The organism is Knoellia subterranea KCTC 19937, from assembly GCF_000768685.1.
GTDB classification, from domain to species: Bacteria; Actinomycetota; Actinomycetes; order Actinomycetales; family Dermatophilaceae; genus Knoellia; species Knoellia subterranea.
The window spans coordinates 65,947-79,886 of the sequence record NZ_AVPK01000009.1 but is presented as its reverse complement, the minus strand read 5'-3'; the positions used below and the strand labels follow the sequence as shown (position 1 = coordinate 79,886).

The following is a 13,940-nucleotide window of genomic DNA, read 5'->3' as shown; positions in this document are numbered from 1 at the left end:
ACAGGGGAACACCATGACTCGCACTACCCGAACCTCAGCCGCGCTCGGCTTGGCCACGGTCCTCACCACGGCGCTCGCGACGGGCACTGCCACCGCCGCTCCTGCAGAGGCCGCAGGGGACGCGCGGACTGCCGTCGTCGAGACGATGAACGCCACGTGGGACATCTCCGGGGCCGTGACGGGCGCACCCGGCAACCACCACGTCGGCCAGCTCTACGTCGAGGACGGGCCCGGCACCGACAGCGACACCGTCTTCCTGATGAACTCGGACTACCTCTGCCCCGACGCCCTGACCCCGGACTCCGGCCAGTGCGCCGCCCTGCGGTCCACGTCGCAGATGGGTGTCGACAACCAGCTCGTCCTCGACCTCCGCGGTCGACTCTCGTCGGGTCAGGTTGAGATGAGCATCCCCGGGTCCTGGGACGAGGGTGGGGTGACCACCGACGTGACACTCGGCGCCACGCTCGATGTCGCGGGCACGGGGTCCGTGACCCGCACGCGCCAGACCGTGGTGTGGCAGAACTTCACCACCCTGACGTCACTGGAGCGGGCGGGCACGGTGACGGGCACGATCGCCGGGATGTCCTTCACGGATCTGCCGGTCGATCTCAAGCGCGAGACCTACCGCTGAGCCGCGCCCGCGTACAGATGCGGGGTGGTCGCCTGCGACCACCCCGCATCTGGGCGTTTCCCGGGAATGCCGCCCGATCGATCAGGCGGCGGCGCAGGGGTCGACGCCGGGTTGGCCCGGCCGCTCGATGCCGCGTTCGTCGAGGATCGACTCGAGCAGGGTCGGCTTCGCGGGCATGATTCCGTCGGCGCAGGTGTCGATGATCGTGTTGTAGGTGGCCGCGTCGTCGGGTGCCGAACCCGAGAACCAGACGTGGACGGCATACCCGTCCCTGTGGGCTCGGTCGACGAAGGCGCGCGTCGCGACGGGGATCCCCGCGTAGGTGACGGGCACCTGGAAGGCGACCGTCCCGGCCGGCGGCTTCACACCCGCGAGGAAGTAGCTGATCATCGCGTTCATCGCCGCCGACATCGGGATCTGCGGAGCCTTGGCGTGGAAGTCCGCGAGCGCCGCGTCGTTGAACGAGCCGACGATGATGTCGGTGCGGCCAGCCTTGTTGAGGAGGCTCGCGAGGAGCGTGCCGGTGCGGATGTAGGACGCGGTGTCGGCGTCGCTCGTGCCCTTGATCTCGATGTTGATCGGCGTCGTCGGGAACTCGCGCAGCACCTCGCGCAGCGTGGGGACACGGAAGTCCTTGTTCTTGAAGCCCTCGACCTTCGGCCTGTGGTGCCGCGCTCCGCGCAGGGGGTATGCCGTCGGGTCGAGTCCGTGGACCGCGCTCCTCCCCGGGACGAACCAGTAGGCGGCGTCGAGCGCCTGGACCTCCTCGAGGGTCTTGTCCACGACGCGACCCGTGCCGTTCGTCGTCTCGTCGACAGTGGCGTTGTGGATGACGACGAGCTCGCCGTCCTTGGTCGACTGGACGTCGAGCTCGAGCATGTCGGAGCCGAGGTCGACGGCGCGCTTGAAGGCGTACATCGTGTTCATCGGTGCCTCGTCCTCGCCGCCGGAGTGCGCCATGTTGAGGACGCGCTGCTCGAGCCACGGGTTGGTGTCGGCCGAGGCGGAGGGGGCAGCGACCACCCCGGCTCCGAGGATGACGGCGGCAGACAACAGGGCTGGGGCGAGGCGGCGTCGGCGCATGCTCTCGACGCTAGTCCGCTGAGTCGCGCTCCGGGCCGGGAGCGTGAACGTTCGTCGTCGGACCGGCACCTGGAAGCACGAGACGACCAGTTCTGCTCGAGGCGACCAGCTCGAGGTGGTCGGCTCGAGCACTACTGGTCGTCTCGCGGGACCCGGCCGAGCCGGGCCAGCCTCAGAGCTGCGGTGCGTGGCCCTCGAACGTCGCCCGCATCGCCCCGTCGGCCTCCGACGTCACCGGGTCGTCGAGGTCGGCGACGAACACCGCGACCACGCTGCGGGCCGGGTTGGACTCGAGGTCGGCGAGCGCCGAACGCCACGCCGCCAGGTTCGGGTGATCCAGCTCGGTGCACGCCTCGGCCGGCAGGAGCGACTCCACCGCGGCAGCGAGCTGCGACACCGTCACGTCGAGGGTCGCGGTCGACCCGTCGTGGCCGAGCACGGTCGCCATCACGACGGCCGGCAAACCGTGGCGTCCGCCGGGCTCGTTGACGTGGGCGAACTCCCACTCGGGTGAGCTGGACGCGGGACTGAGCGCGACGGCATACGCGACAGGAGGGCGCCAGCCCTCGATCCGCGAGGCGAGGTGCTCGCGGATCGCGACCAGGCCGTCGGGGGTCGACCAGTCGAGCTCGGCCACGTCAGCCCTGGGGCTGGAGTCCGAGACGGCGAGCGGAGCGGGCGCGCTGGCGCGTGGCGCGCTGGCGGCGGAGGCGCTTGACGAGCATCGGGTCGTGCTCGAGGGCCACGGGGTTGTCGATGAGCGCGTTGAGCACCTGGTAGTAGCGGGTCGGGCTCATGTCGAACAGTTCCTTGATCGCCGACTCCTTGGACCCGGCGTACTTCCACCACTGGCGCTCGAAGTCGATGATCTGGCGATCGCGGTCACTCAGCGCCGGGGACGTGGCGACATCGGTGACTTCGGCGTTCTCGTGGGCGGCGTTCACGGTTCGACCCTTCTCGTGCGACGGCTGCGACCGCCACTCTAGCCACGAAATGACATGCCTGTCATTCGGCCTCGGCGTGTCTGCTGGACACGGCTTCGGCGTGTCTGCTCGTGCGCCACACGAGTCACACCCGCCCCGTTTCAGTCGACCTGAAGCAGGTATGCCCTGAGCTCGCCGACGCTGTCGACGACAGTGTCGGGGTCGGTTGCCTCCAGGGCCGGCCGCTCCCCCGCCCCCCAGGTCACCGCGACCGCTGCCATACCGGCGGCGCGGGCCGCGAGGATGTCGACAGTGGCGTCACCGACGTACACGGCATCGCGGGGGTCGACCCCGACGCGGGCGGCCGCCGCGAGCAGCGGCTCGGGGTCAGGCTTGTGCTTCGTCGTGTCCTCGAGGCCACCGGCCACATCGATGAGGTGGTCGATGCCGACGCCCGTGAGAGCGAGTCGGGCGGTGTCGCGGCGCTTGCTCGTGACGATGTGGAGGTCGGCACCGGCAGCGGTGAGGGCCTCCAGCATCTCGGGCACTCCGGCGTACCGCTCGATGAGTCGTTCGGTGTTGGCGAGGTTCCACTCGCGATAGGTGCGGTCCAGCGCGTGGCCGTGCTCGGGACTCTCCTCGAGCAGGGCACCGAGGAGAGGGCGACCGATCCAGGCGCGGGCGCGGGCGGCCTCGACCTCCTCGCCCAGCACCTCCCGGAAGGCGTGTTGATAGCTCGCCACGATGAGCGGGATGGTGTTGGCCAGGGTGCCGTCGAGGTCGAAGAAGATCGTCTTCCAGCGGAGGGAGGTCACCCCGCCATCCTCGCGTCCGCCGTCAGGTGGTGGTCGACGGGGTGCCCGGCCAGGCATTGGGGACGCAGCCGCGGAGGCTGATCGACTGCTGCACCATGACCGGTGCAGGCGCCCCCTTCTTGGGGCACCCGACGTGGCCGCGCCCGAGGTAGTGGCCGACCTCATGGTTGACCATGTAGGCGCGATAGTCGGTCAGGTTGCCGTAGGTCGGCGTCATGAGGAACCAGCGGTCAGAGTTCAGGATGACCTTGTTCCCCGCGGCACAACTCCACTTGCCTCCGACGTCGAGCGGGCGGCACATCTTGGTCGCCGTCGGCGGCGAGACGAGGTGGATGACGAAGTCCGCCTTGGCCGGGTCGGACACAGCGCCGAAGCTCGACCCGCGATAGCCGGTCCACCCCCGCGGGTCGTTGAGGATCGCGTGGACCTGGGCGGCGACGTCGTTGGGGTCGGCCCGGACGCCACCTTCGACCTTGACGATGAAGTTGCGGACCGTCGCCGTCTTCGTCAGCGGCGGCTTGGCCCACGTCGAGGTCGTGAAGGTGCCGGTCCCGACGAGGCCGGACCGCTTGATGCCGGTCGACGTCGTCGAGCTCACCGAGATCGAGGGTGAAGGTTGGGTCGCACCCGGAGTGGCCGTGGGCTTCGACGTGGCCGTCGCGCTGGCGGCGGTCGTGGACTTGCCGGTGGCGGTGCTCGTCGGCTTCGGCGACGCCGACGGGTCGGTCTCTGCGGGGCTGGCGTCGCTCACGACCGCCTTGACCGTCAGCACGACGAGGAGGATCGCGGCGAGCGCGAGCACGAGGAGGACCCGACGCCCGCGGACCGTGAGCACGAGCGGCGGTTCACGTCGAGGGGGCGGCTTCCGGACCGGGTGCGTCGCCGTCACAGCACCATCAGACCAGCCCGAACCGCCGGAGCGGTGGACCCACGGGCCCTGGCGCCGGGGTGTCGCACCCGGCCTTGTGTGTATGAGACCACGCTGGAGGCTGGCCTCAAACACACAAGGCCGGGGTTCAGAGGGTGGTGAGGAGTTCCTCGACGCGCCGCCGGATCTCGTCGCGGATCGGCCGCACGGACTCGACGCCCTTGCCAGCCGGGTCCTCGAGCACCCAGTCCTCGTAGCGCTTGCCCGGGAAGATCGGGCACGCGTCACCACAGCCCATCGTGATGACGACGTCGGACGCCTGGACGGCTTCGGTCGTGAGGACTTTCGGGGTCGCGGCGGTGAGGTCGATGCCCTCCTCCGCCATGGCTTCGACGGCTGCAGGGTTCACCTGGTCGGCGGGCGCGCTGCCCGCGGAACGTACTTCGATCCGTCCCTCACCGAGCGCCTCGACATAGGCCGCGGCCATCTGGGAGCGCCCGGCGTTGTGGACGCAGACGAAGAGGACGGAGGGACGGTCGGCGGTCGCGTCCTGTGCGGTCATGGGTGAATCCTTTCAGTCGAGGAGGTCGCGGAGCAGGGCGGAGACGCGGCTCTGGAGGTCGTCCCGAATGTCGCGAACGACAGCGATCGGTTGGCCGGCCGGGTCGGCCACCGGCCAGTCCTCATAGCGCTTGCCCGGGTAGGCAGGACAGGCGTCTCCGCACCCCATCGTGACGATGACATCGGCCGCCCGAACCACGGTGTCCGTCAAGGGCTTCGGGTACGGCTGGGACAAGGGGATTCCCCGTTCGGCAAGGACCTCGATCACCGACGGGTTGACCTCGTCGGCCGGCTGCGAGCCAGCCGAGCGAACGTGCACCCGCCGGGCGGAGAGGTGCTCTGCCAGTGCTGCGGCCATCTGCGAACGGCCTGCGTTGTGCACGCAGACGAAGAGGATCTCGGGCACCGGCTTCGCCAGTTTTCCCTCGACCTGGGCCGCAGCCATGAGCTGCTCCCGGGCCTGCCTTGCGACGAGGACGGGGAGGAAGTCACGGACCGTGGCACGTGGCTCGAGAAGGAGCCGTGCGTCCTCGACGGCCTGGGCGACCGTCTCGCGGGAGAACACCCCCTCGTACGCGTAACCGAGGTCGTCGACGAGAGCGGCGAACGTGTGATCAGTGGTCATTGCTGCACTCCTTGCGTGTCGAGCTCGGACCGGAGGCGGAGGACCCGCGCCCGGATGTCGTCGCGCACGAGCCGCATGCGCTCCACGCCCTCGATGCCCCGCTGCGAGGGCTCGTCGGTCTCCCAGGTCTCAATCTCCGCCCGCATCCCCGGGAGGGGTTCGACGACGGCCTCGGAGCCGAGGATCACGACCCGGTCGACCCGGGCCAGGAGGTCGGGGTCGATCGGCTTGGGGTACTCGCCATCCGTCGAGGCGCCCACCTCTGAGAGCGCCGCCACGGACTCTGCGTTGAGAGCAGCGCCGGGGGCGGTTCCCGCGGTGTGGACGTCGACGGATCCCCCAGCCTCGAGGCGCATGAGGGCGCCTGCCATCTGGGACTTGCCGCCGTTCTTGACGCAGACGAAGAGGACGGAGGGACGTGCCGTCATGGCGTGCCCTTCGGTTCGGGGACGAGCAGCTGTATGCCGGCCAGTCCGATTCCGGCGCCCGTCACCTGTGCGATGACAAAGGGGAGGACGTCGGCCGGGGCGATGCCCGCGAAGGTGTCGCTGAACATGCGGGCGATCGTGACGGCGGGATTGGCGAACGACGTGGACGAGGTGAACCAGTACGCCGCGAGGATCCACGCGGCGACGAGCCAGGGAGCCCGGTCGCCCCGCCCGCCACGACTGACGAATCCGACGACCAGAACGAGTCCGGCCGTCGCGACGACCTCTCCGATCCACTGCCCCACACCGGTTCTCGCCTTCCCGGACAGGTGGAGGGGCGCGAGGTCATACATGAGGTTCGCGACGACGACGCCGAGCACTCCCCCGAGAACCTGCGCCATGGCATACCCGGGAAATCGGGACCACGGGAGGTCGCGACGGACCGCCTGGGCGAGCGAGACGGCCGGGTTGAAGTGGGCGCCACTCACCGGGGCGATGACGGCGATGAGCACGCCGAGGGCGGCGATGGACGCGACGGCGTTGGCGAGCAGCTGGATGCCAACGTCATCGGTGAGGCGCTGCGCCATGATGCCCGAGCCGACGACAGCCGCGAGGAGTCCCGCGGTGCCGACGGTCTCGGCGGCGAGCGCCCTCGGGAGTGGGGTCACGCGCAGCATCCTGCCTGAGACTTCTGGCCGGACACGTCGAGGATCTCCAGGCTGGCCGTGGCCGGTCGGGCGCCGACGGGGTTCTCGTCCTTGACGGTGTAGACCTCCCACGGGGCACCGGCAGGATCGTGCACCCAGACCTTGTCCTGGAGGGCGTAGCAACAGGTCGTGTCGTTCTCGTCGAAGGCCGCGAGACCGGCCTCGGCGAATCGGGTCCGGGCGGCCGTCACAGCGTCGATGGTGGGCACCTCGACACCGAGGTGGTTGAGAGCGCCGGCCACTCCCGTGCCGCGGGTGTCCTCGCTCGTCTCGATGAGGACGAGCTTGAGGGGCGGCTCGGCCACGGCGAAGTTCGCATAGCCAGGGCGACGCTTGGCCGGCTCGACGCCGAACATGGCGGAGTAGAAGGCGATCGAGGCCTCGAGGTCGGCGACGTTGAGGGCGAGTTGGACGCGCCCAGTGGTGGGGGTGGACGTGGTCGCAGTGGTCATCGCTGGCACCTTCCCGTAGATTGATGAAGATCGATGCATGCAGTGAACCGGATATATCGATGAACGTCAATATCTAGACTGGCATGATCGGGCGGAGACCAGAGGAAGGGTTGAGATGACGGCGAGTGCAGCCACTGACGTGCGGGCGAGCCTCCTGGCGGAGGCCCCCTGCTGCGGGATCACGACCCCGGGCGGGCTGACACGCGAGCAGGCCGAGACGAGCGCGGCCCTCCTCAAGGCGGTGGCCGATCCGGTGCGACTGCGACTGCTGAGCATCATCCGGGACAGCGAGGGCGGCGAGGCCTGCGTCTGCGACCTCACGCCCGCCGTCGGCCTGGCCCAGCCCACCGTCAGCCACCACCTCAAGGTGCTCACCGAGGCGGGACTCATCGAGCGGGAGAAGAGGGGGACGTGGGCGTGGTACCGGCTCCTGCCGGCGCGCCTCGAAGACGTCCGTTCGATCTTCTCCTGATCACGCCGTGCCCTGTGTGGCTGAGCGGTCCCGGATCGGGACCGCTCAGGCACACGAGGCAGGGGTTCTAGGGTGGGCAACGTGACTGCGCGACCGCTCACCGAGCTCGTCCACCCGTCGTGGGCGAAAGCCCTGGCCCCGGTCGAACCCACCCTCACCGCGCTCGGTTCGTTCCTGCGCGAGGAGGTGGCGGTGGGACGCGGCTACCTGCCGGGAGGAGCGCACATCCTGCGGGCCTTCGAGCAACCGCTCGACGACGTGCGAGTCCTCATCGTCGGCCAGGACCCGTATCCAACCCCGGGCCACCCCATCGGCCTGAGCTTCGCCGTCGCCCCCGACGTCCGACCGATCCCGCGCAGCCTCATCAACATCTACGCCGAACTCCAGAGCGACCTCGGCCTGACGGCCCCGAGCCACGGCGACCTCACACCCTGGGCCGAACGCGGCGTCCTGCTCCTCAACCGCGTCCTCACCGTCCGGCCGGGGACACCCGCCAGTCACCGCGGCAAGGGCTGGGAGGAGGTCACGGACTGCGCCATCGATGCCCTCGCCAGCCGGGGCGGCCCGCTCGTCGCGATCCTCTGGGGCAGAGACGCGCGGGCCCTGCGAAGCCGGCTGGACGGCATACCGTGTGTGGAGAGCCCGCACCCCTCTCCCCTGTCCGCGCGCTCCGGCTTCTTCGGGTCACGACCGTTCAGCCGGGCCAACGCCCTCCTCCAGGAGCAGGGTGCCGACCCCCTCGACTGGAGCCTCACATGAACCCCTTGCCCGCCATGTCCCGCCGGGTCTGGAGCAGCTACGTCGCGATCGGCGACTCCTTCACCGAGGGCATGGCCGACCCCGACCCCGAGAACGACGACGCCTACATCGGCTGGGCCGACCGGCTGGCGGAGTCCCTCAGCGACATCGCGCAGATGGAGCACCTGCCGTTCCACTACGCCAACCTCGCGGTGCGCGGTCGCCTCCTCGCCGACGTCGTCGGCCCGCAGCTCGACCGGGCCCTCGAGATGCAGCCGGACCTCGTGTCGATGGTCGGCGGCGGCAACGATCTGCTGCGTCCGGGCGTCGACACCAACGCCCTCATGGAGACCCTCGAGAATGCGGTGATCCGGTTGCGGCAGAACGGTGCTGACGTTCTCCTCGCCACGCCGGTGGACCCCCAGGAAGCCGGTCTGCTCAAGCCCCTGCGCGGTCGCCACGCGGTGCACACCGCCAACATCTTCACCATCGCCCAGCGCCACGGCTGCTACGTCCTCAACCTCTGGGGCTTGCCCGCCCTGCGCGACTGGCGCCTCTGGGCCGACGACCGGATCCACCTCACGACCGAGGGGCATCGCCGCGTCGCCCTCGCCGCGCTCGCGGCACTCGGCCACGCCACCGACGAGACGGACTGGCGCACCCCCCTCCCTCCCGGTGAGGCGACGACGAAGCGGCAGGAGCTCCGGGCCCACGCCGCCTGGGCGCGCGAACACCTCGCGCCCTGGGTCCAGCGCCGCATGAAGGGCGAATCAAGCGGCGACCACGTCGAACCCAAGCGCCCTGAGCTGTCCCCGATGCGTCCCTTCGACGACGCCCCCGGCGGCTGACCGACTCACCTTGGGCGGTGGGTCGCCCCGCGTTACAGTCGCGCGTATGCCGGTCACTCGCCTTTTCCCCACCGATGAGGGTCACGATCTCATCGAGCTCACCCGCGAAATCTGCGACAAGGAACTGCGGCCGAAGGTCGACGAGGCCGAGCGCGCTGCCGCCGAGGGTGAGGCGTTCCCGACCGACATCTTCCGCACACTCGGCCGCGCCGGGCTGCTGTCGCTCGCACACCCAGAGGAGTACGGCGGCGGGGGCCAGCCCTACGAGACCTACCTCCAGGTCGTCGAGGAGATCGGCGCGGCATGGATGAGCGTCGCCGTCGGCGTCTCCGTGCACTCCCTGACGGCGTGGCCGGTGACGACCTACGGCACGGACGAGCAGAAGGCCGCCCTCCTCCCCGGCATGCTGTCGGGTGAACAGCTCGGGGCCTACGCCCTGTCCGAGCCGCTCGCGGGGTCCGACGTCGGGTCGATGACCACCCGGGCGACGCGATCCGACGAAGGCGACGGGACGGCATACGCGATCAAGGGCCGCAAGGCCTGGATCTCGCACGCGGGGCACGCCGACTACTACACGACGTTCGCGCGGACCTCCGACGATGCCGGGCGCGGCATCTCGTGCTTCATCGTGCCGGCGGGATCGGACGCGATGAGCTTCGGGCAGCCCGAAAAAAAGATGGGCCTGCACTGCGACACGGTGCGCGAGGTCATCTTCGACGGGGTGCCCGTCGAAGGTGCGAACCGGATCGGCGACGAGGGGCAGGGCATGGCCATCGCTCTCGCCGCGCTCGATGCCGGCCGGCTCGGAATCGCCGCTGCCGCAACGGGATTGGCGCAGTCGGCGCTCGACGTGGCCGCGGCCTACGCCAAGGAGCGGCAGCAGTTCGGCCGGGCGATCGCGTCGAATCAGGGGCTTGCGTTCCTCCTCGCGGACATGGATGTCGCGGTCTCGGGGGCGCGTGCGGCCTATCTGCACGCGGCACGGCTCAAGGACGCCGGGCGGCCCTTCTCTCGCGAGGCCGCGGTCGCCAAGCTGCTCGCGACCGACGCGGCGATGAAGGTGACGACCGACGCCGTGCAGGTGCTCGGCGGCGCGGGCTACACCGCCGACTTCCCGGTGGAGCGGATGTTCCGCGAGGCCAAGGTGACCCAGATCTTCGAGGGCACGAACCAGATCCAGCGGCTGGTCATCAGCCGCCACGTCCTGCGCTGACCCCGGAAACGTCAGACCGGGCCGTCTCATACACGGCCCGGTCACCTCTTTATAGGTGGGCAACCGGACCCAGCCGGTGACCGACACGCGTCACCCAGGCAAACGGTGGCGGATCACTCGGGGCGCGGCCGGATCAGTCGGGGTCGCGCGAGATCCCCGGCAGCAGCGTCTCCCCCGCGCGCAGCGCATCGAGGGCGCCCGGGTGCTCGTCGACGAAATCGAGCCCCTTGTGCCGGTAGCGCCAGATCTGCACCGCGCCAAGCCCCCAGAGCAGGAACTGGACCGACATGGCGACCTTGAAGTCGTCGAGCGTGTAGGTCTCCGGGCCGTCCGGCGCACGGGCGTCGAGGATGAATCCGATCAGCGCCATCGTCACGAGCGAGGCGAAGAACCCGCCGATGTTGACGACCCCCGTCGCACGGCCGAGCCGGTCCGCGGGGTGGAAGCTGCGCGCGAGATCGAACCCGACCATCGAGCCCGGGCCGCCACAGCCGGTGACGCAGACGAGCAGGATGAGCAGCGGCAGGGGCGCCCGCCCCGGCCAGAGCAGGACGATCGCCCAGGTCGCGGCGATGGCTCCCACGAGGACGAGGACGATCTGCGAGCGCCGATAGGGCAGCCGCGCCGTCAACTGGCCGACGATCGGCCCGGCGATCATCGACGCGAGCGTCAGGGAGATGAGCAGGGTGCCGGCCGTCGTCGGGCTGAGCCCCTGGCCCTTGACGAGGAACGGGTAGCCCCAGAGCATCGTGAACACCGTCGCCCCGAACTGCCCGGTGAAGTGGATCCACATGCCGAGGCGCGTGCCGGGGTTGCCCCACACCTCCCCCAGCGTGCGGGCGAGGGCGCGGACCTTGATCTTCTCGACGGCGACGCCGGTGTAGGGCGAGTCCTTGACGACGAGGATGAGACCGATGGACAGGAGCGCACCGACCGCGGCGGGAATGCCGAACGACTTCTCCCAGCCATACCGTCCGAGTGCAGCCGCGAGCGGGGTTGCAGCGGCGACCGCACCGAGCTGACCGACCATGCCCGTGAGCTGGGTGATGACAGGCGCCTGCTTGACCCGGAACCACAGCGCGACGAGCCGCAGCAGCGACGTGAAGATCATGGCGTCGCCGATGCCGAGCAGGACGCGCGCTGCGAGCCCGACGCCGAACGTTCCCGCGAACGCGAACCACAGCTGCCCTATCGAGATGAGCGCCAGCCCGATGAGGAGCAGACGACGCGACCCGAAGCGATCCAGGAGGACGCCGACGGGAATCTGCATGCCGGCATACACGACAAGCTGCAACACCGTGAAGGTCGCGAGCTGCGACGCGCTGATGTGGAACCGTTCTGCCGCAACGAGTCCCGCGACACCGAGCGAGGTCCGGTGGAAGACCGCGAGCATGTACACCGCGAGGCCGACGACCCAGATCACCCACGCGCGCCGTCGACCGATGTCGTGGATCTGTCGGCGGAGGGGGCGCGTCACGCGCCAATTCTATTGAGGATTCACGTATGCCGGTCGCAGCGTCCGCGCCCGCGCTCGCCTCCCCGGGCCGGTCGCCGGCTCGGGGGCTGCCCGGGGTGCAGGTAGAGTTCGGGGCGCCGTCGGGGGCGACTGCTCGCCGACGCGCGCTGGCGTGGCGCAATTGGTAGCGCACCTGTCTTGTAAACAGGTGGTTGAGAGTTCGAGTCTCTTCGCCAGCTCTCTGGAGTGCTGATGCAGAGGACGTCCTTCGCAGCGAAAGTCCCCGCGAACCTGCCCGACATCGCTAGGTTGTGCTCAACTCACTGAGGAGAGCGGGGACATGTTCGGAGGCTTGGGAGTCCTACTCATCCTGGCTGGTCTGGGTGTGGTCGTGATCGCGGTCGTGGTCCTGTGCCTCTACTTCGTCACGCGACCCACGCCACCCCCGCCTCCGGGCCAACGTCGCGTCGGCTCACCGGAGGACGCCGCGGAGACGGCCGTCAACAGGACGACGTGGATGCGCGGCGGGGGCGGCGGCATCTGACCCGTCCGGGGCTAGGCTGACAGCCATGACCAGCGCCGAGTTCGACCAAGCAGTGGACGCCGTCGGGAAGCTCACCGACGACCCGGGCAACGACACCAAGCTGCGCCTCTACGCGCTCTACAAGCAGGCCACCACCGGTGATGTCGACGGCAAGCGCCCCGGCTTCACGAATCCGGTGGGTCGGGCGAAGTACGACGCGTGGGCCAAGCTCGAGGGCACGTCGAGCGACCAGGCCGAGGCCGACTACATCGCCGAGGTCGGGAAGCTCACCGGCGCCTGACCCGGGAGATGCGCTGACCGCGGCAGGTGGGCGGACGGCATACCCGACACACCTCGGACGAGAACTGACCGCAATCCCCACTAGCGTCGACGGCGAGCCCGAAAAGCTCGGGTCGCGCTGCATAGGGAGAAGCGTCATGGACTTCAGGATCGAACTCGTCCCCATCAATGTCACCGACGTCGACCGCTCCATCGAGTTCTACAAGCAGGTCGGGTGGAACATCGACCACGACCAGACGCCGACGGACGGGCTGCGCTTCGTGCAGGTCACGCCCCCGGGATCGGCGTGCTCGTTCTGCTTCGGCACCGGGTTGGAGATGCTGACCGCAGGTCAGAAGCAGTTCATCCAGATCGTCGTCGAGGACGCGGACGCGGCGCAGGCGCACCTGCGCGAACGCGACATCGAGTGCAGCGACGTGCAGGAGCTCGCATGGGGTCGCTTCGTGCACTTCACCGACCCGGACGGCAACTCGTGGGCGTTGCAGCAACTGCCGCAGTGGTGAGCCGGAAGGCGCAGCTCAGTCGAAGAGGCGGTTGAGGTAGCGCTGCAGGGCGGCCGTCGTGAGCGGACCCCACGACCCGTCCTGCTCCGCGCCGACCTTGCCCTGGAGAGCCTTGGTCGTCTTCGGGCCGAGGGACCCGTCCTGCTCGGAGCCGACCTTGGCCTGAAGCTTCTTGATGTCCTCGCGCGACCAGAACGAGTCGACGCTGCCGCCGATCCAGGTCTCGACACCCTTGCGCGTCATCGGGCCACGCTGGCCGTCGACGGCGAGTGGGAAGACCGTGCGAGTGGTGTCGCGTGAGACCTGGACGGCGAGGCCGTTGGCCACCGTCAGCCCTGCCCTGACACTGCACACAGGCCACGCGCCGGGGCCCTGGACCTTGAGCACTTCCTGCGCGATCAGGATCTGCTGCCACTTCGTCGCGCGGTTGGCCGTGTAGGCGTACTGCTGGCCACCGAACGCCTTCCACGTGTTGAACGAGAACTGCAGGCCGCCGTAGTAGCCGTTGCCGGTGTTGATCGACCAGTTGCCGCCGCTCTCACAGGCCGCGACCCGGTCCCACACGGTCTCGGTGGCGCCGGCGCTCGTGGCGAGGCCGATGACTGCGGCCGAGGCGCTGGTCGCGAGGAGCGCGGTTCCGACGATGGCGCGGCGCAGGGGGCGCCGCCGGATCGGCTGGGCGGGGAACTCAGGGGCGAAGAGCATGACAGTTGTCCTTTGCGTCAGGGGACGACAAAGGGACGCTACGTCACATTCGTCACAGAATTCAATCCTGTCACAGAACTACACAACTG

At 69.5% G+C, this 13,940-nt stretch carries 20 protein-coding genes and 1 tRNA gene; 9 read left to right on the top strand and 12 right to left on the bottom strand.

Annotation, left to right across the window (positions count from 1 at the left end):
• Positions 1-13 precede the first annotated feature (13 nt).
• A complete protein-coding gene (locus N803_RS14340; RefSeq protein ID WP_156969798.1) occupies positions 14-631 on the top strand; it encodes a hypothetical protein in 618 nt (205 codons plus the stop codon).
• 81 nt (positions 632-712) lie between these two features.
• Here the strand turns inward: N803_RS14340 and N803_RS14335 are convergent, their stop codons facing one another.
• From N803_RS14335 to N803_RS14290, 10 genes are all read right to left on the bottom strand, one after another.
• Entirely contained in the window at positions 713-1,714 is a 1,002-nt protein-coding gene (locus N803_RS14335) for a glycerophosphodiester phosphodiesterase family protein (protein WP_035906624.1), read from the bottom strand.
• Positions 1,715-1,886: 172 nt separating this feature from the next.
• Positions 1,887-2,351, bottom strand: coding sequence for a hypothetical protein (locus N803_RS14330; RefSeq protein ID WP_035906524.1), 465 nt, complete (start codon positions 2,349-2,351; stop codon positions 1,887-1,889).
• 1 nt (position 2,352) lies between these two features.
• The gene (locus tag N803_RS14325) at positions 2,353-2,658 is read right to left on the bottom strand and encodes a DUF3263 domain-containing protein (RefSeq protein WP_035906522.1); all 306 of its coding nucleotides are present in this window, start codon (positions 2,656-2,658) and stop codon (positions 2,353-2,355) included.
• A gap of 140 nt (positions 2,659-2,798) precedes the next feature.
• Positions 2,799-3,452 carry an HAD family hydrolase gene (locus tag N803_RS14320; protein WP_035906519.1) on the bottom strand — a complete coding sequence of 218 codons (654 nt, stop codon included), beginning with the start codon at positions 3,450-3,452 and terminating at the stop codon, positions 2,799-2,801.
• 22 nt (positions 3,453-3,474) lie between these two features.
• The gene (locus tag N803_RS14315; RefSeq protein ID WP_052112320.1) at positions 3,475-4,341 is read right to left on the bottom strand and encodes a DUF3152 domain-containing protein; all 867 of its coding nucleotides are present in this window, start codon (positions 4,339-4,341) and stop codon (positions 3,475-3,477) included.
• Between the two features lie 127 nt (positions 4,342-4,468).
• Positions 4,469-4,882, bottom strand: a complete 414-nt coding sequence (locus N803_RS14310; RefSeq protein ID WP_035906514.1) for an arsenate reductase ArsC — start codon at positions 4,880-4,882, stop codon at positions 4,469-4,471.
• A gap of 12 nt (positions 4,883-4,894) precedes the next feature.
• Positions 4,895-5,506, bottom strand: coding sequence for an arsenate reductase ArsC (locus tag N803_RS14305; RefSeq protein ID WP_035906512.1), 612 nt, complete (start codon positions 5,504-5,506; stop codon positions 4,895-4,897).
• Positions 5,503-5,934, bottom strand: coding sequence for an arsenate-mycothiol transferase ArsC (locus tag N803_RS14300; protein WP_035906509.1), 432 nt, complete (start codon positions 5,932-5,934; stop codon positions 5,503-5,505). Before N803_RS14300 ends, N803_RS14305 begins: the two co-directional genes overlap by 4 nt.
• Positions 5,931-6,611: an aquaporin gene (locus N803_RS14295; RefSeq protein ID WP_035906506.1), complete on the bottom strand. Its 681-nt coding sequence runs from the start codon at positions 6,609-6,611 to the stop codon at positions 5,931-5,933. Before N803_RS14295 ends, N803_RS14300 begins: the two co-directional genes overlap by 4 nt.
• Entirely contained in the window at positions 6,599-7,093 is a 495-nt protein-coding gene (locus tag N803_RS14290) for an ArsI/CadI family heavy metal resistance metalloenzyme (RefSeq protein ID WP_035906505.1), read from the bottom strand. The genes N803_RS14295 and N803_RS14290 overlap by 13 nt, the downstream gene beginning before the upstream one ends.
• A gap of 115 nt (positions 7,094-7,208) precedes the next feature.
• On the opposite strand from N803_RS14290, the gene N803_RS14285 reads away from it, so the two are divergent.
• The 4 genes from N803_RS14285 (at position 7,209) to N803_RS14270 (ending at position 10,364) form a co-directional block, all read left to right on the top strand.
• Positions 7,209-7,565 (top strand): ArsR/SmtB family transcription factor, encoded by a 357-nt coding sequence (locus N803_RS14285; RefSeq protein ID WP_035906504.1) that lies wholly within the window; start codon positions 7,209-7,211, stop codon positions 7,563-7,565.
• Between the two features lie 81 nt (positions 7,566-7,646).
• Positions 7,647-8,324 (top strand): uracil-DNA glycosylase, encoded by a 678-nt coding sequence (locus tag N803_RS14280; RefSeq protein ID WP_035906621.1) that lies wholly within the window; start codon positions 7,647-7,649, stop codon positions 8,322-8,324.
• The gene (locus N803_RS14275) at positions 8,321-9,151 is read left to right on the top strand and encodes an SGNH/GDSL hydrolase family protein (RefSeq protein ID WP_035906503.1); all 831 of its coding nucleotides are present in this window, start codon (positions 8,321-8,323) and stop codon (positions 9,149-9,151) included. The genes N803_RS14280 and N803_RS14275 overlap by 4 nt, the downstream gene beginning before the upstream one ends.
• A gap of 46 nt (positions 9,152-9,197) precedes the next feature.
• Positions 9,198-10,364: an acyl-CoA dehydrogenase family protein gene (locus tag N803_RS14270; RefSeq protein WP_035906501.1), complete on the top strand. Its 1,167-nt coding sequence runs from the start codon at positions 9,198-9,200 to the stop codon at positions 10,362-10,364.
• Between the two features lie 133 nt (positions 10,365-10,497).
• On the opposite strand, the gene N803_RS14265 is transcribed toward N803_RS14270, so the two are convergent.
• The gene (locus N803_RS14265) at positions 10,498-11,841 is read right to left on the bottom strand and encodes an MFS transporter (protein WP_035906499.1); all 1,344 of its coding nucleotides are present in this window, start codon (positions 11,839-11,841) and stop codon (positions 10,498-10,500) included.
• A 145-nt stretch (positions 11,842-11,986) separates the two neighbouring features.
• Here N803_RS14265 and N803_RS14260 point away from each other — a divergent pair.
• The 4 genes from N803_RS14260 (at position 11,987) to N803_RS14245 (ending at position 13,146) form a co-directional block, all read left to right on the top strand.
• Positions 11,987-12,059: transfer RNA gene (locus N803_RS14260), tRNA-Thr, on the top strand.
• Positions 12,060-12,160: 101 nt separating this feature from the next.
• Positions 12,161-12,364 carry a hypothetical protein gene (locus tag N803_RS14255; protein ID WP_035906495.1) on the top strand — a complete coding sequence of 68 codons (204 nt, stop codon included), beginning with the start codon at positions 12,161-12,163 and terminating at the stop codon, positions 12,362-12,364.
• Positions 12,365-12,389: 25 nt separating this feature from the next.
• Positions 12,390-12,644: an acyl-CoA-binding protein gene (locus N803_RS14250; protein WP_035906481.1), complete on the top strand. Its 255-nt coding sequence runs from the start codon at positions 12,390-12,392 to the stop codon at positions 12,642-12,644.
• Between the two features lie 136 nt (positions 12,645-12,780).
• Positions 12,781-13,146, top strand: a complete 366-nt coding sequence (locus N803_RS14245) for a VOC family protein (RefSeq protein ID WP_035906480.1) — start codon at positions 12,781-12,783, stop codon at positions 13,144-13,146.
• A gap of 15 nt (positions 13,147-13,161) precedes the next feature.
• Here the strand turns inward: N803_RS14245 and N803_RS14240 are convergent, their stop codons facing one another.
• Complete coding sequence (locus N803_RS14240; RefSeq protein WP_035906478.1) at positions 13,162-13,851, bottom strand: transglycosylase family protein; 690 nt, start codon at positions 13,849-13,851, stop codon at positions 13,162-13,164.
• Positions 13,852-13,940: the final 89 nt, after the last annotated feature.

Excerpts from the sequence above, each read along its gene's own strand:
- N803_RS14340 (WP_156969798.1), top strand. The coding sequence starts at position 14 with ATGACTCGCACTACCCGAACCTCAGCCGCGCTCGGCTTGGCCACGGTC.
- N803_RS14335 (WP_035906624.1), bottom strand. The coding sequence starts at position 1,714 with ATGCGCCGACGCCGCCTCGCCCCAGCCCTGTTGTCTGCCGCCGTCATC.
- N803_RS14310 (WP_035906514.1), bottom strand. The coding sequence starts at position 4,882 with ATGACCGCACAGGACGCGACCGCCGACCGTCCCTCCGTCCTCTTCGTC.
- N803_RS14305 (WP_035906512.1), bottom strand. The coding sequence starts at position 5,506 with ATGACCACTGATCACACGTTCGCCGCTCTCGTCGACGACCTCGGTTAC.
- N803_RS14300 (WP_035906509.1), bottom strand. The coding sequence starts at position 5,934 with ATGACGGCACGTCCCTCCGTCCTCTTCGTCTGCGTCAAGAACGGCGGC.
- N803_RS14295 (WP_035906506.1), bottom strand. The coding sequence starts at position 6,611 with ATGCTGCGCGTGACCCCACTCCCGAGGGCGCTCGCCGCCGAGACCGTC.
- N803_RS14290 (WP_035906505.1), bottom strand. The coding sequence starts at position 7,093 with ATGACCACTGCGACCACGTCCACCCCCACCACTGGGCGCGTCCAACTC.
- N803_RS14285 (WP_035906504.1), top strand. The coding sequence starts at position 7,209 with ATGACGGCGAGTGCAGCCACTGACGTGCGGGCGAGCCTCCTGGCGGAG.
- N803_RS14275 (WP_035906503.1), top strand. The coding sequence starts at position 8,321 with ATGAACCCCTTGCCCGCCATGTCCCGCCGGGTCTGGAGCAGCTACGTC.
- N803_RS14270 (WP_035906501.1), top strand. The coding sequence starts at position 9,198 with ATGCCGGTCACTCGCCTTTTCCCCACCGATGAGGGTCACGATCTCATC.
- N803_RS14255 (WP_035906495.1), top strand. The coding sequence starts at position 12,161 with ATGTTCGGAGGCTTGGGAGTCCTACTCATCCTGGCTGGTCTGGGTGTG.
- N803_RS14250 (WP_035906481.1), top strand. The coding sequence starts at position 12,390 with ATGACCAGCGCCGAGTTCGACCAAGCAGTGGACGCCGTCGGGAAGCTC.
- N803_RS14245 (WP_035906480.1), top strand. The coding sequence starts at position 12,781 with ATGGACTTCAGGATCGAACTCGTCCCCATCAATGTCACCGACGTCGAC.
- N803_RS14240 (WP_035906478.1), bottom strand. The coding sequence starts at position 13,851 with ATGCTCTTCGCCCCTGAGTTCCCCGCCCAGCCGATCCGGCGGCGCCCC.